Genomic DNA, 16,421 nt, shown 5'->3' on the forward strand with positions numbered 1-16,421 from the left:
AAACGCGATAGCGAGGCCGTGGCGCCGCGCGACGCGTTGGCCCGTGCCGTGAGGGGCCGCGAGTTCTTCGACGCGCTCTACAAGGCGCCTGACGCCTTCCGGCGCCCCACCGGCGACACCATCGTCTGCCGTTGCGAGGAAGTCACGGCCGCGCAGGTGCGCGAGACCGTCAAGCTGGGCTGCAGCGGGCCGAACCAGATGAAGGCCTTCCTGCGTTGCGGCATGGGGCCCTGCCAGGGTCGCTTCTGCGGGTTGACCGTGGCCGAGCTCATCGCCGAAGAGCGCGGCGTGCCGACGCAGGAAGTGGGCTATTACCGGTTGCGCTTCCCGACCAAGCCGCTGACTTTGGGAGAACTCGCATCGCTGCCGCAGACCGACGATTCGCGCCAAGCCGTCGTCCGGCTCAAAAAGTGACGCCATGACCGGTGCGACGCGGTCGGCAGAGGTCATCATCATCGGCGGGGGCCTGCACGGCAGCTCGGCGGCGCTGCATCTGGCGCGGGCGGGCGTGCGTGCCCTGGTGATCGAAAAGAACTACGTGGGGCGGCATGCCTCCGGCGTGAATGCGGGCGGCGTGCGCACCCTGGCGCGGCATCTGGCCGAGGTGCCCCTGGCCCTGGCCTCGCGCGAACTCTGGTACCGCATCGGCGACCTGGTGGATGATGATTGCGGCTTCGAGCAGCATGGGCAGGTACGGGTGGCGGAGAACGCCGCGGATGCCGATGCGTTGCGGGCGCGCCTGCGCACGATGACCGATCTCGGCTATACGCACGAACAATGGATAAGCGCTGAAGACTTGCTCCACATGATCCCGGCGCTGGCCCCAACCATCCAGGGCGGCCTGATTGCCCGGGAGGATGCGGCGGCCGACCCGTATCGCACGACGCTGGCCTTCCGCATGAAGGCCGCCAGCCTGGGCGCGCGCTTCCTGGAGGGCGTTCGGGTGGACGGCGTTACACGCGCGGACGGCCAATGGCGCGTGGACACCGATGCCGGCACCTACACCGCGCCGCAGGTGCTGAACTGCGCGGGCGCATGGGCCGACCGCATCGCCGCGCAATGGGGCGAGCCCGTGCCGCTGACCGCGATCAGCCCCATGATGCTGGTGACGCTGCGCATGGACCACTTCCTGGATCCCGTGGTGCTGGGCACCGGGCGCGCGCTATCGTTCAAGCAGCGCACGAACGGCACGGTCCTGATCGGCGGCGGGCGCCGCGCCTGGGTCGACCGCGACGCGGAATGGACCGAGCTTGATTTCCGCTCGCTGGCCGAAGGCGCGCGTACCGTCTGTGATTTGTTTCCGCACATGCGGGATGCCGTGGTGAACCGGGGCTGGGCGGGGATCGAGGCCGCCATGCCGGACGAGATTCCCGTCATCGGCCGCAGCAGCCGCCACGAGACGGCGTTCCATGCGTTCGGCTTTTCGGCGCATGGCTTCGAGCTGGGCCCGATCGTGGGCCGCATCATGGCCGACCTGATCACTACCGGCGCGACGGACATGCCGATCGCGCCGTTCCGGATTGACCGTTTTTCGGACGCGGCCACCGCGTCCTCCCCATCAAAAAAGGAGCAGGACGAATGAACGACGATATCGTGCGCAAGGAAACCAACCAGCGCCTGAGCCGCATCGTGATCCATGGCGATACGGTGTACGTGGCGGGCGTGACGTCGACAGCCGAAGGCGGCATCGCCGCGCAGACCCGCGACGCGTTGGCGAAGATCGACGGCTATCTGGCGCAGGCCGGCACCGACAAGTCGCGGCTGTTGTCGGTGCAGATCTGGCTGAAGGACATCGACCGCGACTTCGCCGGCATGAACGGCGTGTGGGCCGAGTGGGCGCTGCCCGATGCGATGCCCACCCGCGCTACCTGCGAGGCCAAGCTGGCCGCGCCGGAGCTGCTGGTGGAGATCATCGTGACGGCCGCGAAGCGGCCGGCATATGTCAGCGGGCCGGTGTCTGAAAGCTGACCTGGTCCGGGCGGCCCGGCAGGTTCAAGGTGGCGGTGGCGGGCGGCGTGGTCGCGATCACGTTGCCGGCGCGCAGCACCATCAGGCGGGTGGCGCGCAGGCGGAGCGCTTCAACGGCGTCGCGCGCCTGCAGCAGCACCAGGTCGGCGCGCTTGCCGACCGCGATGCCCGTGTCGTCCAGCCCCAGGATCTTTGCGGGCGTGGACGTCACGGCCTCGAAACAGGCGCGCATGGCGTCCTGGCCCGTCATCTGGGCCACGTGCAGGCCCATGTGCGCCACTTCCAGCATGTCGCCCGAACCCAGGCTGTACCAGGGGTCCATCACGCAGTCATGGCCGAAGGCCACGGGCACGCCAGCGGCCAGCAGTTCCGGCACGCGCGTCATGCCGCGGCGCTTCGGATACGTGTCGTGACGGCCTTGCAGCGTGATGTTGATCAGCGGGTTGGCGATCGCGGCAACGCCTGCTTCGCGCATCAGCGGGATCAGCTTGGACACGTAGTAGTTGTCCATCGAGTGCATGGACGTCAGGTGCGAACCCGTGACGCGGCCCTGCAGGCCCAGGCGCTGCGTGTGATAGGCCAGCGTTTCGACATGGCGCGACAGCGGGTCGTCGCTTTCGTCGCAGTGCATGTCCACGCGCAGGCCGCGTTCGGCGGCCAGTTCGCACAGGATGCGCACGGATTCCGCGCCGTCCTGCATGGTGCGTTCAAAGTGCGGAATGCCGCCCACGACATCCACGCCCATGTCGAGCGCGCGTTTCAGGTTGTCCAGCGCGCCGGGCGCGCGCAGCACGCCGTCCTGCGGGAAGGCCACCAGCTGCAGGTCCAGATACGGTTTGACCTTTTCGCGCACGTGCAGCAGCGCTTCGGTCGCCAACAGGCGCGGGTCGCAGACGTCCACATGCGAGCGGATGGCCAAAAGGCCGCGCGCCACCGCCCAGTCGCAATAGGCGAGTGCGCGCTCCACCAGCGCTTCCTGCGTCAACAGCGGCTTGAGTTCCCCCCACAGCGCGATGCCTTCCAGCAGCGTGCCCGACTGGTTCACGCGGGGCAGTCCAAACGACAGCGTGGAATCCATGTGGAAGTGCGCGTCCACGAAGGGCGAGCTCACCAACTGCCCCGCCGCATCCACGGTCTGACCCGCCTCGGCCTTCAGCGCAGGCTCCACCGCGGTAATGCGGCCCTGCGCCACACCGATGTCGATGTTGGTGCGGCCATCAGCCAGCGTGCAGTTCTTGATAATCAGATCGAGCATGGATGCATCCTAAAAAATTCAGCAATTCACGGTGCACCAAAAGTACACCATCGGGGTCGCACGGATCCGGCTCCGCCGGTCCTTAGCGTCGCCCCTTGAGGGGGCAGCGCGCAGCGCATCGCAGGTGCGACAACCCACCGCAACGCCACAAAGAATAGCCGCCAGCGGGGTCGCACGGAGCCGGCTCCGCCGGTCCGTAGCGACGCCCCCTGGAGGGGGGAGCGCGCAGCGCATCGCAGGTGCGACAACCCACCGCAACGCCACAAAGAATAGCCGCCAGCGGGGTCGCACGGAGCCGGCTCCGCCGGTCCGTAGCGACGCCCCTGGGGGAAGCGCGCAGCGCTCGGGGGGGCCCTTTACCTCTCGCCCTTGCGATAGGGCTTCATCAGAGCCTGCGGGTAGGCGGCGCGGCGCGCCATCACCACCAGGGCCAGGATGGACAGGATGTAGGGCAGCATCAGGTAGACCTGGTACGGCAGCTCCGGCAGGCCGGGCAAGGCGGCCCCGCCCTGTTGCAGGCGCAGTTGCAGCGCGTCGAAGAAGGCGAAGATCAGTGCGCCCAGCAGCGCCTTGCCGGGGCGCCACGAGGCGAACACCACCAGCGCCACGCACACCCAGCCGCGGCCGTTGACCATGTTGAAGAAGAACGCGTTGAAAGCCGCCAGCGTCAGGAAGCTGCCGGCCACGCCCATCAGCGCGGAGCCCGCGACGATGGCGCCCATGCGCAGGCGCGTGACGGACAGGCCCTGCCCTTCGGCAGCCGCCGGGTTCTCGCCCACCATGCGGATCGCCAGGCCGACCGGGGTTCGGTTCAGCACCCAGGCAAGGATCGGCACCGCGGCCAGCGCGATCAGCGTCATGGGCGTCTGCCCTGCCAGCACCGGGCCGATCAGCGGGATGCCGTCCAGGAACTTCATTTCGGCAAACGGCGTGATGGTGGGCGGCGTGTTCACGCTGGGGAACGTCACGCGGTAGGCGAAGTAGCTGAGGCTGGTGGCCAGCAAGGTCACCCCCAGGCCCGAGACGTGCTGCGACAAGCCCAGCGGCACGGTCAGCACCGCATGCAGCAGGCCGAAGACCGCGCCGGCCAAGGCGGCCGCCAGCACGCCCACGTACAGCGGCGCGCCCAGGTAGACGACGAGCCAGCCCGTGAAGGCGCCGGCGGCCATGATGCCTTCGATGCCCAGGTTCAAGACACCCGCGCGTTCGCACAGCAGCACGCCCAGGGTGCCCAGGATGAGCGGCGTGGCCAGGCGCAGCACGGCAACCCAGAAGGCCGAGGAACTGATCAGATCCATCCATTCCATGTCGTGCTCCTCAAGCCCGGTTGCGGCGCAGGCGGTACTGCGCAAATAGCGTCGCGACCAGCATGGCAAGCAACGAGGTGGCGACGATGACGTCGGCGATGTAGTTCGGCACCGCGATGGCGCGGCTCATGCTGTCGGCCCCGACCAGCATGCCGGCCACGAAGATGCTGGCCATGATCACGCCCAGCGGGTGCAGGCCGGCCAGCATGGCGACGACGACGCCCGTGTAGCCGTAGCCTGGCGACATGTCCAGCGTGACGTAGCCCGTGCGGCCCGCCACTTCGATGGCGCCGGCAAGGCCTGCCAGCGCGCCCGACAGCATGGCGGTGCCCAGCATCACGCGGTTGACCGGCAGGCCCAAAAAGCGCGAAGCATGCGCGTTGGCGCCCACGGCGCGCATCTGGAAGCCGAACACCGTGTAGCGGTTCAAGAGCCACAGGCCCAGCGCCAGGCCGGCCGCCCACAAGAGGCCGGTGTGGGCGCGCGTGCGTTCAATCAGCTTGCCCAGTTCCAGGTCGCCGTTGAGCGCCACGGATTGCGGCCAGCCCATCGCCATCGGGTCCTTCATCGGGCCGTCCAGCATCATGGACACGAACAGCAGCACGATGAAGTTGCCCAGCAGCGTGGTTACGACTTCGTCCACGCCCAGCCGGGTCTTCAGCAGCGCGGGGATCAGCAGCAGCAAGGCGCCCGCCAGGGCCGCCGCCAGCATCATGCCGCCGAACAGCACGGGCACCGGCAGGTCGAAGCCGGTGCCGTCATGCAGGCCGCCGATGGCGACGGCCGCCAGCGCCCCAAGATACAGCTGGCCTTCGGCGCCGATGTTGTAGAAGCGGGCGCGGAATGCCACGGCACAGGCCAGGCCCGTCAGCATCAGCGGGGTGGCGCGGGTCAGCGTTTCGGACAGGGCGAAGCGCGAGCCGAACGCGCCTTCGAACAGCAGCGCGTAGGTGCGGCCCACGGGGGCGCCGGCCCAGGCCACCAGCAAGGTGCAGACCGCCAGCGTAAAGAGGATGGCCGCGATGGGGGCCAAGGCCAGCGCCAGGCGGCTGGGCTCGGGGCGGCGTTCCAGGATCAGTTTCATGCGAGTGATGCTCAATAGAGGGGGCGTCGGCGCGCAACGGACCGGGCCGTCATGCGCGGGTGCCCGTCATGGCCAGGCCGACGGTGGCGGGCGTCCAGTCGGCCACCGGCTTGACGGCCACCAGCTTGCCGCCGCACAGCACGGCGATGCGGTCGGCCAGGGCGAAGATTTCTTCCAGGTCTTCGGACACCAGCAGCACGCCGGCGCCGCGCGCGCGGGCGGCCAGCAGCTGCTCGCGCACATAGGCGACGGCGCCGATGTCCAGGCCCCAGGTGGGCTGGTCGGCCACGATGAAGCGCGGTTCGCGCGCCAAGGTGCGGCCCAGGATCAGCTTCTGCATATTGCCGCCCGACAGACTGCGCGTGCGCACGTCCAGCGACGCCGCGCGCACGTCGAACTGCTTGGCCAGCGATGCGGCGTACGCGCGGCCCGCGCGGGCGCGGATCAGGCCGTAGCGCGCGAAGCGCTTGTCCTTCAGGTCTTCGACGATGGCGTTTTCCCAAAGCGGGCTGTCGCCGATCATGCCTTCGCCGTGGCGGTCTTCCGGAATTCGGCCGACGCGGGCCGCGGTCCAGCCGGCCGGCGTGGTGGGCGCGGCCGCGTGCTCGGCGCCCAGCCGGATCGTGCCGTCGGACGGCTGGCGCAGGCCGGTCAGGACCGACACCAGCGCCTGCTGGCCGTTGCCGGCCACCCCCGCGATCGCGACGATCTCGTGCTTGTGGACCACCAGGTCCAGGCTGTCCAGGCGCGGCGCGCCGTCGCGGCTGTCGCGCACGGTGACCTGCGACAAGGTCACGACCGGCGCGGCTTGCTCGGCGGCAGCCACCGCTTCGGCGTGCGGCATGACGACTTTGCGGCCCACCATCAGTTCCGCGAGTTCGGCGGGGCTGGTGCCGGCGGTGTCGCGTTCGGCCACCAGCTTGCCCTGGCGCAGCACGGCCACGCGGCGCGATACGGCCATCACTTCGTCCAGCTTGTGCGAAATGAAGATGACGGCCAGGCCTTCGTCGACGAAGCCGCGCAGGGTTGCGAACAGGTCCTGCACTTCCTGCGGCGTGAGCACCGCCGTGGGTTCATCCAGGATCAGCACGCGGGCGCCGCGGTACAGCGCCTTCAGGATTTCGACGCGCTGCTTTTCGCCGACGGAAAGCCCGCCCACGCGCGCGTCGGGATCCACGCCCAGGCCGAAGCGCTGGCCCAGTTCGACCAGCCGGCGGCGCGCCGCGCCGCGGCCGGAGGCCAGCTTCCACAGCGACTCGGTGCCGACCATGATGTTGTCCAGCACGGTCAGGTTGTCGGCCAGGGTGAAGTGCTGATGCACCATGCCCACGCCCGCCGCCAGCGCGGCGTCCGGCCGGCCGGGCGGCAAAGGCTTGCCGAAGACGTCGATACTGCCGGCGTCGGCCACATAGTGGCCGAACAGGATCGACACCAGGGTCGATTTGCCGGCGCCGTTCTCGCCCAGCAGGGCCAAGACTTCGCCTTGCCGAAGCGTCAGCGAGATGTCGTCATTGGCCGTGAGGCTGCCGAAGCGCTTGGTGATCCCCGTCAGTTGCAGGGCGAGAGGCGCTTGGTTCATCGTGCCGAGGACTTGGGTTCTTTGTCGACGACCTGCACCGTGAAGCTGCCGTCCAGGATGGCCTTTTGCTTGGCCTCTACGCGGGCGATCAGCTCGGACGGGATCTTCGATTCAAAGGTGCCCAGCGGCGCCAGCGACGAACCGTTGTGCTTCATCAGCGAGTATTGGCCGAAGTCGGCCGCCTTGAACGTGCCCGCCTTCACTTGCTTGAGCGCCTCGTCGATCGTGGGCTCCATACTCCACAGCGCGGATGCCACCACGGTTTCCGGGTATTGCGGCTGCGTGTCGATCACGTTGCCGATGGCCAGCTTGCCGCGTTCCTTGGCCGCGTCCGACACGCCGAAGCGTTCGGCGTACAGCACGTCCGCGCCCTTGTCGATCATCGCGAAGGCCGCTTCCTTGGCCTTCGGGGGATCGAACCACGAACCGATGAAGGTCACCGTGAACTCGGCCTTCGGGTTCACTTCCTTGGCGCCTTCGATGAAGGCTTGCATCAGGCGGTTCACTTCCGGGATGGGGTAGCCGCCGACCAGGCCGATCTTGCCGGTCTTGCTCATGCCCCCGGCGATCATGCCGGTCAGGTAGGCGGGTTCCTGGATGTAGTTGTCGAACACCGAGAAGTTGGGTTGCTGCGGCTTGCCCGAGGAACCCATCAGGAAGGCGGTCTGCGGATAGTCCTTGGCCACCTTGCGGGCGGCGGCTTCCACGGCGAAGGCTTCGCCCACCACCAGCTTGTTGCCCTGCTCGGCGTACTGGCGCATGACGCGCTCGTAGTCGGCGTTGGTGACGTTTTCCGAGAAGGTGTATTCGATCTCGCCACGGTCGCGGGCGGCCGTCAGCGCCTTGTGGATGCGCGACACCCATTGCTGCTCGACCGGCACCGTGTAGATGGCGGCGACTTTCGTCTTGGCCGGGGCCTGGGCTTGCGCCGCGCCCGAGAACAGCAAAGCGCCAGCGGCGGCAGCGGCCGCCAGCTTGAGCAGGCCGCGGCGCGCGATGCCGCCGGCGGACGGGGTGGACAGGGATTTCATGCGGGAGACTCCTTCGCGGGGATGGAAAGGGGGAACCGTTGGGGCGACGATGCGCATGCCTGGCTGCGGCCGCCGACGGGCAGGGTCGGCGCAAGCGGACGAAAACGTAGGCGTGGGATCAGTCATGGGGATGGGGGCGCCGGGGGCGCGTCCCATCCGAATGGTCGGTGCGCAGCCAGTCCAGGCGAAGCAAGTTGTATGCCATGAGGCATTCCTGCGACAAGTCGGGGAAACCTGATGAACGGGCAGGATTATAGGCACCCCGGCGGGGAAACGTGGCACCAAGATGGTGCACCGTGTCCCAAGGGTTGGACATTGCGCGCGTGAAACGCCGTGTTGCGGTGCAAGCCGCGCGGGCAATGCGCCTGGCGAGCCGTCGCGCGCCTAAAATCGAAGGATGAGCCGCGCCCCGCGCGGCAAGCTGGAAAGTCCATGCAAGACATTCAATTGCTGCTCGAGCAGTACGGCGGGTGGCTGGTGTTCGCGAACGTCCTGGTCGAACAGGCGGGCCTGCCCGTGCCCGCGTATCCCATGTTGATCGCCGCGGGCGCGTTGGGCGGCGCGGCCGGATGGCTGACCCCCTGGCTGGCGGCCACCGTGGCCTGCCTCTTGGCCGACTCCCTCTGGTATGCCGCCGGCCGCCGCTACGGCGCGCGCTTGCTGGGCGTGATCTGCAAGATGTCGCTGTCGCAGGATTCCTGCATCCGCCAGACGCAGCGCCTGTACCTGCGCATCGGCGTGCGGGCGCTGCTGGTGTGCAAGTTCCTGCCTGGCGCGGGCGCGCTGTCGACCGTCATGGCGGGCCTGACGGGCACCGCCTACCGGCGCTTCCTGCTTTATGACCTGGTGGGCGCCATGATCTGGGCGGGGTCCGCCTTGCTGCTGGGCGGCCTGTTCCACAGCGTGGTCAATGACGTGCTGGAAATCCTGGGCACCTACGGCGCCATGGGCCTGGGCGTGCTGGCAGCGGTGCTGGCGCTGTATATCCTGACGCGCTTTTTGCGCCGCCGGATCCTCCTGCGCAGCCTGCGCGTCATCCCCCGCGTGTCCGTCGATGAACTGATGCAATGGCGCCAGGACGGCCGCAACACGGTGGTCTTCGACGTGCGTCCTGAAGCGCAGCGAGATGCCGAACGCATTCCGGGCGCCATCGCTGTCGACCTGAAGGCGCCGCTGCCGGCGCTGGATCCGGGCGCGCTGGACTCCGACATCGTGGTGTATTGCGCCTGCCCCAATGAAGTGTCGGCCGCGCTGCTGGCCTCGCGCCTGCGCGCGGCGGGCTATCCCAAGACCTGGGCGCTGCGCGGCGGCTACGAAGCCTGGGCGGAACACAACCACGCCGTCTGAGCCCGCCGCTTGCCGAAATCGGCTGTCCGGCGCGTGGGCAGCGGGCGCTTGCACAATGCGCCGGCCGCCGCGCCAAGCGCATAATTCCGTATCAGCCCGCGAAACAGGCGGGCAGCTACAGGAGAGACAAATGCGGTTGTTGTTCTTGGGTGCCGGCGGCACCGGCGGTTATTTCGGCGGACGCGCCGCCCAGGCGGGCGCGGACGTGACCTTCCTGGTGCGCGAACCGCGCGCGGCCCGGATCCGCGAACAGGGCTTGCGCATCCAGAGCCCGTTCGGCGACGCCACGCTGCACCCCAAGCTGGCCACGCAGCAGACCCTGCAGGGCCAGTACGACGTGGTCGTGCTCAGCTGCAAGGCCTATGACCTGGCCAGCGCCATCGACGCCATCCGCCCCGCGGTCGGCCCCGACACGGCGGTGCTGCCCATCATGAACGGCGTGCTGCAGTACGACGTGCTGGACCGCGAATTCGGTCCGCACCGCGTCTTGGGCGGGCTGTGCCAGATCAACGCCACGCTTGGCCCCGAGGGCGAAGTCGTGCACCTGGGCAAGCACGCCAGCATCGTCTTCGGCGAACGCGCGGGCCCCGCCCGCAGCGAACGCTGCGTGGCGCTGGAGCAGGCGCTTGCCGGCGGCGAATACGTCAGCCGCCTGAGCGAAGACATCCACCAGGACATCTGGGAAAAGTACGTCATGCTGACGACGCTGGCCGCCGGCACCTGCCTGATGCGCGGCGCGATCGGGCAGATCGCCTCCACCGACGACGGCATCGACATCCTGAAGAGCCTGTTGCAGGAATCGCAAGCCGTGGCGGCCGCGTCCGGCCATGCGGTCCGCCCCGAAGCCGATGCCTTCGCGCAAAAGCTGATGAGCGACCGCACGCAACCCATGACGGCGTCCATGTTCCGCGACCTGCGCCAGGGCCTGCCGGTCGAGGCCGACCACATTGTGGGCGACATGGTGCGGCGCGCCCGCACGCTGGGTGTCGACGCGACCTATCTGCGGGTGGCGTATTCGCACTTGCAGGTTTATCAAGCGCAGCGCAACGCAGGTTGAATCCGGCCGATTGATGCATGAATTGCAAAAAACTCTTCCGATTTATTGGGTTTTTTGTTCGGATTTGACCGAATAGTATGGATTTGCCTGAACCGGAGCGTGTTGCGGCGCATCGTGCGCCGCCCGCTCCGGCTTCCCTCCCAAGGAGCAAGACCATGAAAATCGCATTGATCGGCATTACCGGCCGCGTGGGTTCCCGCGTGGCCGACGAATTGCTCAAGCGCGGGCACCAGGTGACGGGCATCGCCCGCAACCCGGCCGACGTGAATGCCCAGCCCGGCCTGACCATCCAGCAGGGCGACGCTACCGACCCCGAAACCCTGACGCCGCTGCTGACCGGCCACGACGCCGTCGTCAGCGCCACGCGTTTCGTGTCGACCGACGCGCGCCCCTTGCTGGCAGCCGTGAAGAACGCCGGCGTGCCGCGCCTGCTGGTCGTGGGCGGCGCGGGCAGCCTGTTGGTGGCCCCCGGCAAGCTGCTGATCGATACCCCGGAATTCCCCGACGCCTACAAGCCCGAGGCCCGCGCCGGCGTCGTGTTCCTGGATACGCTGCGCCAGGAAAAGGTGTTGAATTGGACCTTCCTGTCGCCCTCCGCGCTGTTCGAGCCGGGCGAGCGCACGGGCACGTTCCGCGTGGGCGACGACTATCTGCTGGCCGACGACGACGGCAAGAGCTGGATCTCGATGGAAGACTATGCGATTGCGCTGGCCGACGAGATCGAGACGCCCAAGCATTCGCGCCGCCGCTTCACCGTCGGATACTGATTCCGCCGCCAGGCAAGGAAAAGGGAGCCCGTCAAGGGCTCCTTTTTTCATTGTGCGGCGGGGGCGGAACCTGCGTTTTTATTTGTAAACTGGCAGGCCGCCAGCCGGCGTCATCCTGAGTTGTCCTGTATGCGTATGAAGTTGAAATCGTTGGCCGCCTGTGCGCTGGTCGCCTCCCACTGCCTGGCGGCGTCGCCAGCGCTTGCGGCTGCGCCCCAGTCGAACAAGGAGATCGTCACGGCGTTCTTCCGGATGATGTTCCAGGACCGCGAGATCGACGAGGCGGTACGCCTGTACGTCAGCCCCAACTACGTGCAGCACAACCCCTACATGCGCGACGGCGTCGGGCCGATGGTGGATTTCTTCCCGCCCTATTTCGATCAGCATCCGCAAGCCATCGTCGAGATCAAGCGCGTGATCGCCGAGGGCGATCTGGTGGTGATCCATAACCAGTGGCGCGACTCACCGGAAGACCGCGGCCAGGCGGTTGTGGATATCTTCCGTGTGGATAAGGGCAAGATCGTCGAGCACTGGGACGTCAGCCAGGAAATCCCCGAAAACCCCGCCAATCAGAACGGCATGTTTTAAGCCCCCCTGCCATGTCCAACATTCAAGCCGTCGACCTGCCCCGCTCTTACCTGCTGCTGAACCACGGGCCCACGGTGCTGGTGACCAGCGCCCACGGCGACGCGCGCAACGTCATGGCGGCCGCCTGGGCGATGCCCTTGGACTTCAACCCGGCCAAGATGCTGGTGGTGGTGGACAAGAACACCTACACGCGCGAACTGATCGAAGCGTCGGGGGAATTCGCGCTGTGCATCCCGTCACGCGCGCAAGCGGCCGCCACGCTGAAAGTGGGTTCGGAATCGGGGCGCGGCGAAGACAAGTTCCAGGCCTGCGGCCTGTCGACGTTTCCCGCCAGCAAGATCGGCGCGCCGCTGGTGGCCGGCTGCCTGGGCTGGCTGGAATGCAAGGTCGTGCCGGAACCGCACAACCAACAGGCTTATGATCTGTTCATCGGCGAGGTCGTCGCCGCGTGGGCCGCCCCGGACGCGTTTTCGGACAACCGCTGGCACTTCCCGCAAGACGACCGGCGCTCGATCCACTATCTGGCCGGCGGTTCGTTTTTCGCCACCGGCGAAGCCTTCAACGTTTCAGAACCGGAGTAAGCCCCTATGCGCAGCGTGTATCTCGCGGGTTTCGACGTATTCCTGCCCGATGCCGTGGCGCATGGCCAGCGGCTCAAGGCGTTGTGCGCCACCTATGGTTTCGACGGCCTGTTCCCGCTGGACAACATGGCGCCCAAGGACTTGTCGGGGCCGGCGCTGGCGCAGTGGATCTACCGCGAGAACGTGGCGTTGATCCGGCGCGCCGACATGGTGATGGCCAACCTGAATGCCTTCCGCGGCGCCGAACCCGATTCGGGCACGGCCTTCGAGGTGGGCTATGCCATCGCTTGCGGCAAACCGGTATGGGGTTATACCGGCCAAGCCGGTTCGCTGGTCGACCAGGTGGCGGTGGGGGCGGCAGCCGACGACGGCGTGTCGCGCATGGTGGATGCCGAGGGCTACACCGTGGAAGACTTCGGCCTGAACCTGAACCTGATGCTGGCGTGCAGCGCCCGCATCGTGGTGGGCAAGGCATCCGATTGCCTGGCCCGCATGGCCGAAGACGCCAGCCGCTGATCGCCTGCAGCGAATCGTCTACAGCTAGTCGCAAACCGCCAGGCGCTGACCGCTGTCTGCGCGTCGGCCACTCAGGCTGCAGTTTTCCGGCGCGTGGCTTTCTTGGCCGGCGCCGCCGGCTTGCCGGCCTTCGCGGCGCTTGCCTTCTTGCGCGGCGCGGCGCCGCCCGGCGTCGCCAGATATCCCATCACCGCATCCACCACGGCTCGTTCAAGCTGCTCCGGGGAAAACCCGGCCGGCGGTTCCAGCGCCGCCGCATGCACCAGAGACTCCATGATGCGCAGCACCACATAGGTCGCCAGGTCGCGGTCTTGTTGCGCGATCTCGGCCCGGTGCAGTTCCAGCAAGTGGCGCATGCGGCGATGGATGTCCTGATCGGCCAGGCTGTGTTCGCGCGGCGTGTCGAACAGCGGGAACTCGCGTTCCAGCACGCGGTGCAGCGCGGGCTCCAGCAGGTGTGCGTGCAGCATCGCCTGGACGATGGCGGCCACGCGTTCTTCCAGCGTGGCCGCGGGGTTGCTGTTGAGCACGATGTCGATGACGTCCAGCATCTGGTTGTCGTGGCGCTGATGCAGCGCGGCGATCAGTGCGTTCTTGTTCGGAAAGTACTGGTACAGCGATCCCACGCTGACGCCCGCGGTTTCGGCGATCAGGTTGGTGTTGGTGCCCGCATAGCCGTTCGCGGCCAAAACGCGAGCCGTCGCCTGCAGGATCGTGTCGACGGTGTGCTGCGATCTAAGCTGGCGCGGCGATTTTCGGGGCTGTGGGATGTCGGTCATGGATGCGTGGAAAGGCGAGTATCAAACCTGAGCTTCGGCTCATAAAATTTGCAGCAGGCAATCTGATTCGTCACCCGCAAGCGCGGATTATGCCATCGACGAATTCTCCGCGATGGTTTCGGATTGTCATGACCCTTTCAAGGATTTTTCATGTCGAATGTTTCGACGGCCGCGGCATTGCCTGCGGCCCACGGACCCGTGCGCTCCGTGTTTGCGCAGTTACTGCCGCTGGTCTTGGCGGTGTTCATCGGATTTTTCATGGTCGGCCTGCCGATGCCCGTGTTGCCGTTGTACGTGAACGGCACGCTGGGCATGAGCGCCCTGGTGGTGGGCGTGGTGGCGGGCCTGCAGTTTGCCGCCGCCCTGTTGTCGCGGGCGTATTCGGGTGCGCTGGTCGATCGCCGCGGCGCCAAACGCGCCGTGGTGGCGGGCTTCGTGCTGGGTACTGCGGCCGGGTTGCTGTACGTGCTGGCCGAGGCGCTCTCGGCGCAGCCGCAGGCGGCGCTGGCCGTCTTGCTGGCGGGTCGCGCCCTGATGGGGTGCGCCGAGAGCCTGATCGCCACCGGCGCGCTGAGCTGGGGCGTGGGCCGCGTGGGGCCGCAGAACGCCGGTCGCGTGATGGCCTGGGTGGGCGTGGCCATCTACGCCGCGTATGCGCTGGGCGCGCCCGCCGGCATGCGGCTGTATGGCGCGGCGGGCTTCGCGGGCATCGCGTGGGCGACGGTCCTGATTCCGCTGGCGGCTTTGGGGCTGGTCCTGCCGCAGCGCGGAGTGGCGGCCGTGGGCGGCGTGCGCACGCCCTTCTATCGCGTGCTGGGTATGGTGCTGTTGCCGGGCATGGGCCTGGCGCTGACCAGCGTGGGGTTCGGCGTCATCACCGCATTCGTCAGCCTGTTTTTCGCGGAGCGCGGCTGGGACGGCGCGGCGTGGATGTTCAGCGCGTTCGGCGTGGGCTTCATTCTGGCCCGGGTGTTTTTCGCCGGCCTGCCGGACAAGCTGGGCGGCGCGCGCGTGGCGCTCGTGTGCGTGGGTGTCGAGGCCGTGGGCCAATGGCTGATCTGGTCGGGCGCCACGCCGATGTGGGCGTATGGCGGCGCGTTGCTGACTGGCGCGGGCTATTCGCTGGCGTTCCCGGCGTTTGGCGTGGAGGCCGTGCGTCGTGTGCCGGCGGCAAGCCGTGGCGCGGCGATGGGTGCGTATGTGGCGTTTCTGGACGTGGCGCTGGGCATCAGCGGCCCGGCGGCGGGTTGGCTGGCGGGCGCGCAGGGGTATGGCGCGGTGTATCTGATGGGCGGAACGTGCGCGTTGGCCGCCGTACTTGTGGCCTTGGCGTTGAGGCGCCCTGCCGGGGCATGAGGCATCGGGGCCGACACATCACGGGTTGAAGCATTGCGGGGTAAAGCATCGGGGCCGTGGTCCGCACGGCCTCGATGCCTTTCGCCCGACTTAGACGGTTGCCGCCATTTCCAGGACTTCGTCGTCCACGGTTTCGGCCTGGCCGTCCTTGAGCTTTTGCAGATGGTCGGCCAGTTCGGCGATGGTCAGCGCCACCAGGCCGTGCTGGGCGGCGTAGCGCTCAAGCGAGGCGCCGCGCATCATGGTGCCGTCGGCGTTCATCAGTTCGCACAGCACGCCGGCCGGGCGCAGGCCGGCCAGGACGGCCAGGTCGACCGAGCCTTCGGTGTGGCCGCGGCGGGTCAGCACGCCGCCGGGCTGGGCGCGCAGCGGGAACACGTGGCCGGGGCTGACGATGTCTTCGCTTTGCGCCGACGGCGAGATGGCGGCGCGGATGGTGGTGACGCGGTCGACGGCGGATACGCCGGTGCTGACGCCTTCGCGCGCTTCGATGGAAACGGTGAAGGCGGTGGCAAAGCGGCTCTGGTTGCGCTGGACCATCGGGGGCAGCTCCAGGCGGTCGAGGGTTTCGCCGGGCAGGCACAGGCAGACGATGCCGCTGCCGTCGCGAATCAGCTGGGCCATGACGGGCACGGTCAGCTTGTCGGCGGCGACGATGAGGTCGGCCTCGTTTTCGCGGTCGAAGTCGTCCATGAGGATGACGGGGCGGCCCAGGCGCAGGTGATGCAGGGCGCGCTGCAGACGGGCGGCGAAGGGCTGTGAAGCCAGGCTGGGACGGGACTGCTGGGTATTGAGGGTGGACATTGAAACGCTCTCGCAAGTGAAGGGGGCGAAAAACGTTTCAGGGCTAATCGACAGCCGAACGCAATACGGTCGTCCGGGCGCAAGCGTGCCCGGGCAATCGGGAATGTGCCGGCACATCTTCTCTCATCCGGACTATGACCGTCGGCTCTGGCATTTCACCAGATCTGCTGACCCCGATGTCCGTGAAGGACGCCGGGCGCTCGCGGGCTCGCCACATTGCATGGCATACCGCCGGTGGGGAATTGCACCCCGCCCTGAAGACGTACTGCATGTCGTGTTAACGACTTTCTGGATTGTACGCCTGTCTGGATTTGGTGTCGGAATATGCTTATTGCGGGTGGGGATATGGGGGGGTGGCGTTTCGCGTTTGGCGGGGCGAGGTTCTTTTGACGCCCGGTGTGG

The 16,421-nt window shown here is 67.7% G+C and carries 17 protein-coding genes and 1 riboswitch; of the genes, 10 read left to right on the forward strand and 7 right to left on the reverse strand.

Annotated features, from left to right (window positions below; genetic code table 11):
- The 3 genes from ACO6D5_RS23315 to ACO6D5_RS23325 all read left to right on the forward strand — a co-directional run.
- The coding region (locus ACO6D5_RS23315) for a (2Fe-2S)-binding protein (RefSeq protein WP_485826679.1) at positions 1-414 on the forward strand (414 nt) is incomplete at its 5' end.
- Positions 415-418: 4 nt separating this feature from the next.
- Entirely contained in the window at positions 419-1,582 is a 1,164-nt protein-coding gene (locus ACO6D5_RS23320; protein ID WP_485826680.1) for an NAD(P)/FAD-dependent oxidoreductase, read from the forward strand.
- Entirely contained in the window at positions 1,579-1,968 is a 390-nt protein-coding gene (locus ACO6D5_RS23325; RefSeq protein WP_485826681.1) for a RidA family protein, read from the forward strand. Before ACO6D5_RS23320 ends, ACO6D5_RS23325 begins: the two co-directional genes overlap by 4 nt.
- Here the strand turns inward: ACO6D5_RS23325 and ACO6D5_RS23330 are convergent.
- The 5 genes from ACO6D5_RS23330 to ACO6D5_RS23350 all read right to left on the reverse strand — a co-directional run bounded on the left by ACO6D5_RS23330 (position 1,943) and on the right by ACO6D5_RS23350 (position 8,224).
- Positions 1,943-3,223: an amidohydrolase family protein gene (locus tag ACO6D5_RS23330; protein ID WP_485826682.1), complete on the reverse strand. Its 1,281-nt coding sequence runs from the start codon at positions 3,221-3,223 to the stop codon at positions 1,943-1,945. The genes ACO6D5_RS23325 and ACO6D5_RS23330 overlap by 26 nt on opposite strands.
- Before the next feature lie 356 nt (positions 3,224-3,579).
- On the reverse strand, positions 3,580-4,530 hold the full coding sequence (locus tag ACO6D5_RS23335) for an ABC transporter permease (protein ID WP_088589856.1): 951 nt from the start codon (positions 4,528-4,530) through the stop codon (positions 3,580-3,582).
- A 10-nt stretch (positions 4,531-4,540) separates the two neighbouring features.
- Positions 4,541-5,614, reverse strand: coding sequence for an ABC transporter permease subunit (locus ACO6D5_RS23340; RefSeq protein ID WP_315529120.1), 1,074 nt, complete (start codon positions 5,612-5,614; stop codon positions 4,541-4,543).
- A gap of 49 nt (positions 5,615-5,663) precedes the next feature.
- Positions 5,664-7,193: an ABC transporter ATP-binding protein gene (locus tag ACO6D5_RS23345; RefSeq protein WP_485826683.1), complete on the reverse strand. Its 1,530-nt coding sequence runs from the start codon at positions 7,191-7,193 to the stop codon at positions 5,664-5,666.
- Positions 7,190-8,224: a BMP family protein gene (locus ACO6D5_RS23350; RefSeq protein ID WP_485826684.1), complete on the reverse strand. Its 1,035-nt coding sequence runs from the start codon at positions 8,222-8,224 to the stop codon at positions 7,190-7,192. The genes ACO6D5_RS23345 and ACO6D5_RS23350 overlap by 4 nt, the downstream gene beginning before the upstream one ends.
- 432 nt (positions 8,225-8,656) lie before the next feature.
- Here ACO6D5_RS23350 and ACO6D5_RS23355 point away from each other — a divergent pair, with 432 nt between their 5' ends.
- From ACO6D5_RS23355 to ACO6D5_RS23380, 6 genes are all read left to right on the forward strand, one after another.
- Positions 8,657-9,571: a DedA family protein/thiosulfate sulfurtransferase GlpE gene (locus ACO6D5_RS23355; protein ID WP_315529123.1), complete on the forward strand. Its 915-nt coding sequence runs from the start codon at positions 8,657-8,659 to the stop codon at positions 9,569-9,571.
- A 130-nt stretch (positions 9,572-9,701) separates the two neighbouring features.
- Positions 9,702-10,628 (forward strand): 2-dehydropantoate 2-reductase, encoded by a 927-nt coding sequence (panE, locus tag ACO6D5_RS23360; protein WP_315529124.1) that lies wholly within the window; start codon positions 9,702-9,704, stop codon positions 10,626-10,628.
- Positions 10,629-10,783: 155 nt separating this feature from the next.
- A complete protein-coding gene (locus tag ACO6D5_RS23365; protein ID WP_315529125.1) occupies positions 10,784-11,395 on the forward strand; it encodes an NAD(P)H-binding protein in 612 nt (203 codons plus the stop codon).
- A 129-nt stretch (positions 11,396-11,524) separates the two neighbouring features.
- The gene (locus ACO6D5_RS23370) at positions 11,525-11,983 is read left to right on the forward strand and encodes a nuclear transport factor 2 family protein (RefSeq protein ID WP_485826685.1); all 459 of its coding nucleotides are present in this window, start codon (positions 11,525-11,527) and stop codon (positions 11,981-11,983) included.
- Between the two features lie 11 nt (positions 11,984-11,994).
- Positions 11,995-12,564 carry a flavin reductase family protein gene (locus ACO6D5_RS23375; protein ID WP_315529129.1) on the forward strand — a complete coding sequence of 190 codons (570 nt, stop codon included), beginning with the start codon at positions 11,995-11,997 and terminating at the stop codon, positions 12,562-12,564.
- A gap of 6 nt (positions 12,565-12,570) precedes the next feature.
- Complete coding sequence (locus ACO6D5_RS23380; protein ID WP_006227764.1) at positions 12,571-13,080, forward strand: nucleoside 2-deoxyribosyltransferase; 510 nt, start codon at positions 12,571-12,573, stop codon at positions 13,078-13,080.
- 71 nt (positions 13,081-13,151) lie between these two features.
- Here the strand turns inward: ACO6D5_RS23380 and ACO6D5_RS23385 are convergent, their stop codons facing one another.
- On the reverse strand, positions 13,152-13,859 hold the full coding sequence (locus tag ACO6D5_RS23385; protein WP_485826686.1) for a TetR/AcrR family transcriptional regulator: 708 nt from the start codon (positions 13,857-13,859) through the stop codon (positions 13,152-13,154).
- Positions 13,860-14,009: 150 nt separating this feature from the next.
- On the opposite strand from ACO6D5_RS23385, the gene ACO6D5_RS23390 reads away from it, so the two are divergent.
- Positions 14,010-15,215, forward strand: coding sequence for an MFS transporter (locus ACO6D5_RS23390; protein WP_485826687.1), 1,206 nt, complete (start codon positions 14,010-14,012; stop codon positions 15,213-15,215).
- Between the two features lie 90 nt (positions 15,216-15,305).
- On the opposite strand, the gene ribB is transcribed toward ACO6D5_RS23390, so the two are convergent.
- Positions 15,306-16,019 carry a 3,4-dihydroxy-2-butanone-4-phosphate synthase gene (ribB, locus tag ACO6D5_RS23395; protein ID WP_485826688.1) on the reverse strand — a complete coding sequence of 238 codons (714 nt, stop codon included), beginning with the start codon at positions 16,017-16,019 and terminating at the stop codon, positions 15,306-15,308.
- A 111-nt stretch (positions 16,020-16,130) separates the two neighbouring features.
- A riboswitch (FMN riboswitch) is annotated at positions 16,131-16,285 on the reverse strand.
- Positions 16,286-16,421 lie beyond the last annotated feature (136 nt).

Source organism: Achromobacter sp., assembly GCF_057314935.1.

Bases quoted from the DNA above. Each gene is read 5' to 3' on its own strand.
- ACO6D5_RS23320 (WP_485826680.1), top strand. From the start codon at position 419: ATGACCGGTGCGACGCGGTCGGCAGAGGTCATCATCATCGGCGGGGGC.
- ACO6D5_RS23325 (WP_485826681.1), top strand. From the start codon at position 1,579: ATGAACGACGATATCGTGCGCAAGGAAACCAACCAGCGCCTGAGCCGC.
- ACO6D5_RS23330 (WP_485826682.1), bottom strand. From the start codon at position 3,223: ATGCTCGATCTGATTATCAAGAACTGCACGCTGGCTGATGGCCGCACC.
- ACO6D5_RS23335 (WP_088589856.1), bottom strand. From the start codon at position 4,530: ATGGAATGGATGGATCTGATCAGTTCCTCGGCCTTCTGGGTTGCCGTG.
- ACO6D5_RS23340 (WP_315529120.1), bottom strand. From the start codon at position 5,614: ATGAAACTGATCCTGGAACGCCGCCCCGAGCCCAGCCGCCTGGCGCTG.
- ACO6D5_RS23345 (WP_485826683.1), bottom strand. From the start codon at position 7,193: ATGAACCAAGCGCCTCTCGCCCTGCAACTGACGGGGATCACCAAGCGC.
- ACO6D5_RS23350 (WP_485826684.1), bottom strand. From the start codon at position 8,224: ATGAAATCCCTGTCCACCCCGTCCGCCGGCGGCATCGCGCGCCGCGGC.
- ACO6D5_RS23355 (WP_315529123.1), top strand. From the start codon at position 8,657: ATGCAAGACATTCAATTGCTGCTCGAGCAGTACGGCGGGTGGCTGGTG.
- panE (WP_315529124.1), top strand. From the start codon at position 9,702: ATGCGGTTGTTGTTCTTGGGTGCCGGCGGCACCGGCGGTTATTTCGGC.
- ACO6D5_RS23365 (WP_315529125.1), top strand. From the start codon at position 10,784: ATGAAAATCGCATTGATCGGCATTACCGGCCGCGTGGGTTCCCGCGTG.
- ACO6D5_RS23370 (WP_485826685.1), top strand. From the start codon at position 11,525: ATGCGTATGAAGTTGAAATCGTTGGCCGCCTGTGCGCTGGTCGCCTCC.
- ACO6D5_RS23375 (WP_315529129.1), top strand. From the start codon at position 11,995: ATGTCCAACATTCAAGCCGTCGACCTGCCCCGCTCTTACCTGCTGCTG.
- ACO6D5_RS23380 (WP_006227764.1), top strand. From the start codon at position 12,571: ATGCGCAGCGTGTATCTCGCGGGTTTCGACGTATTCCTGCCCGATGCC.
- ACO6D5_RS23385 (WP_485826686.1), bottom strand. From the start codon at position 13,859: ATGACCGACATCCCACAGCCCCGAAAATCGCCGCGCCAGCTTAGATCG.
- ACO6D5_RS23390 (WP_485826687.1), top strand. From the start codon at position 14,010: ATGTCGAATGTTTCGACGGCCGCGGCATTGCCTGCGGCCCACGGACCC.
- ribB (WP_485826688.1), bottom strand. From the start codon at position 16,019: ATGTCCACCCTCAATACCCAGCAGTCCCGTCCCAGCCTGGCTTCACAG.